This window comes from Falsiroseomonas oryzae (assembly GCF_027856955.1).
GTDB lineage: Bacteria > Pseudomonadota > Alphaproteobacteria > Acetobacterales > Acetobacteraceae > Falsiroseomonas > Falsiroseomonas oryzae.
Window position 1 is genome coordinate 1 of the sequence record NZ_JAPSMD010000357.1, and the last position, 5,533, is coordinate 5,533.

At 73.3% G+C, this 5,533-nt stretch carries 6 protein-coding genes; 3 read left to right on the forward strand and 3 right to left on the reverse strand.

Annotation, left to right across the window (positions count from 1 at the left end; all coding sequences use genetic code 11):
- The coding region (locus OZN99_RS24215; RefSeq protein ID WP_270937812.1) for a spermidine synthase at positions 1-601 on the forward strand (601 nt) is incomplete at its 5' end.
- A gap of 79 nt (positions 602-680) precedes the next feature.
- Here OZN99_RS24215 and rpsA read toward each other — a convergent pair.
- The 3 genes from rpsA to aroA form a co-directional block, all read right to left on the reverse strand.
- Positions 681-2,390: a 30S ribosomal protein S1 gene (gene rpsA / locus OZN99_RS24220; protein WP_270937813.1), complete on the reverse strand. Its 1,710-nt coding sequence runs from the start codon at positions 2,388-2,390 to the stop codon at positions 681-683.
- A 333-nt stretch (positions 2,391-2,723) separates the two neighbouring features.
- Positions 2,724-3,359: a (d)CMP kinase gene (gene cmk / locus OZN99_RS24225; RefSeq protein ID WP_270937814.1), complete on the reverse strand. Its 636-nt coding sequence runs from the start codon at positions 3,357-3,359 to the stop codon at positions 2,724-2,726.
- Positions 3,356-4,717, reverse strand: coding sequence for a 3-phosphoshikimate 1-carboxyvinyltransferase (aroA, locus tag OZN99_RS24230; RefSeq protein WP_270937815.1), 1,362 nt, complete (start codon positions 4,715-4,717; stop codon positions 3,356-3,358). Before aroA ends, cmk begins: the two co-directional genes overlap by 4 nt.
- 149 nt (positions 4,718-4,866) lie before the next feature.
- Between aroA and OZN99_RS24235 the strand changes: the two genes are divergently transcribed.
- Together OZN99_RS24235 and OZN99_RS24240 are read left to right on the forward strand one after the other, a co-directional pair.
- Entirely contained in the window at positions 4,867-5,190 is a 324-nt protein-coding gene (locus tag OZN99_RS24235; protein ID WP_270937816.1) for a TIGR02300 family protein, read from the forward strand.
- A 94-nt stretch (positions 5,191-5,284) separates the two neighbouring features.
- Positions 5,285-5,533 (forward strand): AzlC family ABC transporter permease (locus OZN99_RS24240; protein WP_270937817.1); only part of this gene is annotated, 249 nt, incomplete at its 3' end.

Here is a 5,533-nt window from a genome sequence, read left to right on the forward strand (position 1 = left end):
GCTGCGCCAGCATGCGGCGCTGCGGCCGGACGGTGCGGTGGCGGCGCTGCTCGCCGACCCGCGCGTCCGGCTGGAGGCCGGCGACGGACGCCGCGCACTGGCGCGCAGCGCCCCGGGCGCCTGGGACGTGATCCAGGCGGATGCGATCTATCCGCAGACCTCGCATAGCGGGCTGCTCTACAGCCGCGAATACATCGAGCTGGTGCGATCGCGGCTGGCTCCCGGCGGGCTGGCGGTGCAGTGGGCGCCGAGCTGGTCGGTCGTGGAGACCTTCGTCGCGGTCTTCCCCCATGTCGTCATGCTGCGCCCGGCGAACGTGCTGCTCGGCAGCGACCGACCGATTCCGGATGCCCGCACGCGGCTGCTGGCGCGGCTGGCGGAGCCGGAGGTCGCCGCCGGCCTGGCCCGCGGGAACCCCGCGCGGGCGGCCGAGGTCGCGGCGGAGGTTTCAGGCGAGATGCTGGTCTGGTCGCCCAGCACTCCGCGCGGGCCGGCGCCGCTCACGGATATGCGGCCGCGCGACGAGTTCTTCCTGAACAACGCGGTACGCGACACCTGGAACGCGCCGGCGCCGCCGCAACTGGGGGCACGCCGGGAGTAGCGGACAAACAAAGGCCCCGGGCAGCGCGGCTGCCCGGGGCCTTGCCGTCACGCCGCCGGCCGAAGCCGGCGGGCGTGCGTCACTCCTCGTTCGCCTGGCGGCGGCGGATGGCCGCGCCCAGGATGTCGCCGAGCGAGGCGCCGCTGTCGGAGCTGCCGTACTCCTGCATCGCCTGCCGCTCCTCCTCGACCTCCTTGCCCTTGATGGTCAGGGCCAGGCGGCGGCCGGCGCGGTCCACGGCGGTGACCTTCGCATCGACCTTCTCGCCCACGGCGAACTTGTCGGGGCGCTGGTCCTGGCGGTCGCGGGCGAGCTCGGCGCGACGGATGAAGCCCGTCAGCACGTCGTCCACCTTCACCTCGATGCCGTTCGCCTCGATCTTGGTGACCACGCAGGTCACCACGTCGCCCTTGCGGATGCGGTCCAGCACCTCGGCGGCCGGGTCGGCCTGGAGCTGCTTGATGCCGAGCGAGATGCGCTCCTTCTCGACATCGACGTCCAGCACCTTGGCCTTGACCGTCTCGCCCTTCTTGTAGCGCTGCATGGCCACCTCGCCGGGCTCGTCCCAGCTGAGGTCGGACATGTGCACCATGCCGTCGAGATCCGGGCCGAGGCCGATGAACAGGCCGAACTCGGTGATGTTGCGGATCTCGCCCTCGATGACGGCGCCGGGCGGGTTGGCCTCGGCGAAGACGTCCCACGGGTTGCCGCTGGCCTGCTTGAGGCCGAGCGAGATGCGGCGCTTCGGCCCGTCGACGTCGAGGATGACGACCTCGACCTCCTGGGAGGTGGCGACGATCTTGCCGGGATGGACGTTCTTCTTGGTCCAGGACATCTCGGAGACGTGGACCAGCCCCTCGACGCCCGGCTCCAGCTCCACGAAGGCGCCGTAGTCCGTGATGTTGGTGACGCGGCCGGAGAACTTGCCGCCGACCGGGAACTTGTTGGCCACATTGTCCCAGGGATCAGCCATCAGCTGCTTCATGCCGAGGCTGATGCGCTGGGTCTCCGGGTTGAAGCGGATGACCTGCACCTTGACCTGCTGGCCGATCGTCAGCGCCTCGCTCGGGTGGTTGATGCGGCGCCAGGCGATGTCGGTGACGTGCAGCAGGCCATCGACGCCGCCGAGGTCCACGAAGGCGCCGTAGTCCGTGATGTTCTTCACCACGCCATCCAGCACCATGCCTTCCTTCAGGCCCTGGACGAGCTCGGCGCGCTGCTCGGCGCGGGTCTCTTCCAGCACGGCGCGGCGGGAGACGACGATGTTGCCGCGGGCGCGGTCCATCTTGAGGATCTGGAAGGGCTGCGGCGTGCCCATCAGCGGCGTCACGTCGCGCACCGGGCGGATGTCCACCTGGCTGCCCGGCAGGAACGCGACCGCGCCGCCGAGGTCCACGGTGAAGCCGCCCTTGACGCGGCCGAAGATCACGCCGTTCACGCGCTGCTGCGCCGTGAAGGACTTCTCGAGGTTGGTCCAGGCCTCCTCGCGGCGGGCCTTCTCGCGCGAGAGGACGATGGAGCCGTCGCGGTCCTCGTAGCGCTCGACGAAGAGCTCGACGACGTCGCCGGGCTTCACGTCCGGCTTGGCGCCCTGCGGCGCGAATTCCTTGAGCGGGACGCGGCCCTCGCTCTTCAGGCCGACATCGACGATCGCGAAGTCGTCATCGACGCGGATGACCTTGCCGGTGATGACCGAGCCGGCGAAGCCGGTGTTGTCGCCGAGCGTCGCGTCGAGGAGGGCGGCGAAATCCTCTTCCATTGGGCGGGAGAGGGTGGTGGCGCTTGCCATGCGGTGGTGGGTTCCTGGGTGAGGGCCCTTCCCGTTCGGGAGGGCCATGCGGGTGTGCGCCTCCGCGGTGCTGCCGCGGACACGACCTGACCGGTGCGGGTCCCCCTTGGATCCGAACGGCCCCTGGGCTGAAGGCGGTGTGACGGCTCGCCGGTTCCGGCCCCTGAGCTGGCGGCCGCGGCCCGGCTCGCGGCGAAGCCGCGGTCCGGATCGGTCCCCTGGCCGCCAAGGCAAGGGCACCGCGGCCCTTGCGGACGCGCGGTTCGCGGGGGCGTTACGCCCGACACCTTAACAGAGTCAAGCTGATTTCCGCCGGACGTGACGGTCGGCCCCTCAACCGCCCAGGCGCCGCCGCACCAGGTCCAGCGCCACGCGGAAGGCGTGTTCCGCATCGAGGTCGGTGGTGTCGAGCACGACCGCATCCGCGGCCGGCTTCATCGGGGCGGTGCTTCGGGACGCGTCCTGCGCGTCGCGGGCGCGCATCTCGGCCTCCACCTCGGCCAGCGGGCGCTCCACGCCGCGGCCCTGCAGCTCCAGCCAGCGGCGCCGCGCGCGGGCTTCCGGGCTCGCGGTGACGAACAGCTTGGCCGGGGCATCGGGGAAGATGACGGTGCCGATGTCACGGCCATCCATCACCGCGCCGTGCCGGCGGCCGAAGTCGCGCTGCCAGTCGAGCAGCGCGGCGCGGACGCCGGGAAGCACCGCGACGGCGGAGGCGGCCATGTCGGCCTCCGGCCCGCGCAGGTCGGTGCGGTCCAGGTCGGCGGCGGTCAGGGCCCGCGCCTCGGCGGCGGCAATGTCCGCGTCGCGCGGGTCGGCGCCGCGGTCCAGCACGCGCCGGCCGACGGCGCGGTAGAGCAGGCCGGTATCGAGATAGGGCAGGCCGAGCTCGGCCGCGAGGCGCCGCGCCAGCGTGCCCTTGCCGGCCGCGGCCGGCCCGTCCACCGCGACGACCCGTGACGGGGTCATGCGGGTTGCAGCGCCTCCCCCCCCGCCAGCCGGTTCATCAGTCCCGCGAATCCCGGGAACGACGTCTCGATGAAGGCGGCGTCGTCCACCGCCACCGGCGCGCGCGACGCCAGACCCAGCACCAGGGCGCTCATCGCGATGCGGTGGTCCATGTGCGTCACCACCTTGCCGCCGCCGGGCGGCGGTCCGCCATGGCCATGCACGACCAGGTCGTCGCCCTCGATCTCCACGCGCACGCCATTCGCCTGCAGCAGCGCGGCGGTGGCGGCCAGCCGGTCGCTCTCCTTCACGCGCAACTCCTGCAGGCCGCGCATGCGCGTGGTGCCCGAGGCGGCGGCGGCGAGCACGGCGAGAATCGGGTATTCGTCGATCATTGCCGGCGCGCGCTCCGCCGGCACGTCCACGGCGCGCAGGGCGGCCGCGCGGATGTGCAGGTCGGCGACGGGCTCGCCACCCTCGATGCGCTCGTCCAGGCGGGCGATGTCGGCGCCCATCTCGGCCAGCGTGGCGAAGAGGCCGGCGCGCAGCGGATTCATGCCGACCCCGCGCAACGTGACCTCGCTGCCCGGCACCAGCAGCGCGGCGGCGGCGGGGAAGGCGGCGGAGGAGGGATCGCCGGGCACCACGACCGGCGCGGCGACCAGCTCCGGCTGGCCGGTCAGCTCGATGATCCGGCCATGGCCCTCGGCGGTGACGGCCACCGTCGCGCCGAAGTGACGCAGCATGTTCTCGGTGTGGTCGCGGGTGGCCTCCTTCTCCACGACGCGGGTTATTCCGCGCGCGCAAAGCCCCGCGAGCAGGCAGGCCGACTTCACCTGCGCCGAGGGCACCGGCACCGTGTAGTCCAGCGGCAGCGGGTCGGCGGCGCCTTCCACCGCCAGCGGCAGGCGGCCACCGGCGCGGGTGGCGAAGCGGGCGCCGGTGGCGGAGAGTGGCTCCGTCACGCGCTTCATCGGGCGCTTCCGCAGGGAGGCGTCGCCGGTCATCACGGCGAAGAGCGGATGACCCGCCAGCAGGCCGCAGAGCAGGCGGGCGGCGGTGCCGGAGTTGCCCATGTCCAGCACGTCGGCGGGCTCCACCAGGCCGCCGATGCCGCGCCCGGCGACGCGCCAATGGCCGCCGCCGAGATTCTCCACCTCGGCGCCCAGTGCCCGCATGGCGGCCGCGGTGCGCAGCACGTCCTCGCCTTCCAGCAGTCCGGTGATGTCCGTGGTGCCGACGGCCAGCGCGCCGAACATCAGGGCGCGGTGGCTGATCGACTTGTCGCCAGGCACCTGCGCCGTGCCCGAAAGGGGCCGCGCCGGGGCGCGGGCGGCCAGCGGGCGGGCGGCGGCTTCGTGCGCGGCAGCTGATTGCATGGCGGGGGCGTTTGACATGGGGGGCGTGAAGTGGCAATCGCGCCCGTCCTTTTCTCCGCCCCGGCACGTCGCCGCGCCGGCCGACCGCCGCGTGGCGCGGAGCCGCCCTATCAACCCTCCGCCTGGCGGGGGATCAGCGAGAGTTGCCGATGGCCAAGCCTGAGCTCGGACTGAAGCGCGTCTGCGTATCCTGTGGCACCCGGTTCTACGACCTGGCGCGCGCGCCCGCGGTCTGCCCGAAATGCGGCACCGAGCAGCCGGCCGAGCAGCCCAAGCTGAAGCGCGCCGCGGCCCCGCCCGACGAGCGGGTGAAGAAGCGGGTCGTGCCGGCGGAGGCCGACGCCGAGGACATCGCCGACGTGGACGCCGACGAGGCGGACGAGGCGATCGAGGACGCGGAGGAGCTCGAGGACGCCGACGAGACCCTCGGCGAGGACATCGAGGTCGAGACCGACCGCGAGGAAGAAGGTTAACGACCCGCGGCCATCCCAGCCGGCGAAGGGCGCGCGAACGCCGGCGCCCTTCCGCACCGGCCTGACGGAGGCGCTCGGCGCGCCGCTGCTGGCCATGGGCGTCACTTTCCTGGCCTTCGGCGCGGCGGTGGCGGAGGCGGGGCTGCCGATGGGCTGGGCGCTGCTCTGCTCGGCCGCGGTCTATGGCATGGCGGGGCAGCTCGTGCTGCTGGGCCTGGCTGCCGGGCCGGGCGGGGCGGTGCTGCCGGCCGTCGTCGCCGCGACCGCCGCCAATGCGCGCTTCCTGCCGATGGCGGTGGCCATCGCGCCGCTGCTCGGGCCGCGCGGCTCCGGCTGGCGGCGG

Coding starts and splice junctions, on each gene's coding strand:
- OZN99_RS24235 (WP_270937816.1), top strand. CDS start 4,867: ATGGCCAAGCCTGAGCTCGGACTGAAGCGCGTCTGCGTATCCTGTGGC.
- cmk (WP_270937814.1), bottom strand. CDS start 3,359: ATGACCCCGTCACGGGTCGTCGCGGTGGACGGGCCGGCCGCGGCCGGC.
- aroA (WP_270937815.1), bottom strand. CDS start 4,717: ATGCAATCAGCTGCCGCGCACGAAGCCGCCGCCCGCCCGCTGGCCGCC.
- rpsA (WP_270937813.1), bottom strand. CDS start 2,390: ATGGCAAGCGCCACCACCCTCTCCCGCCCAATGGAAGAGGATTTCGCC.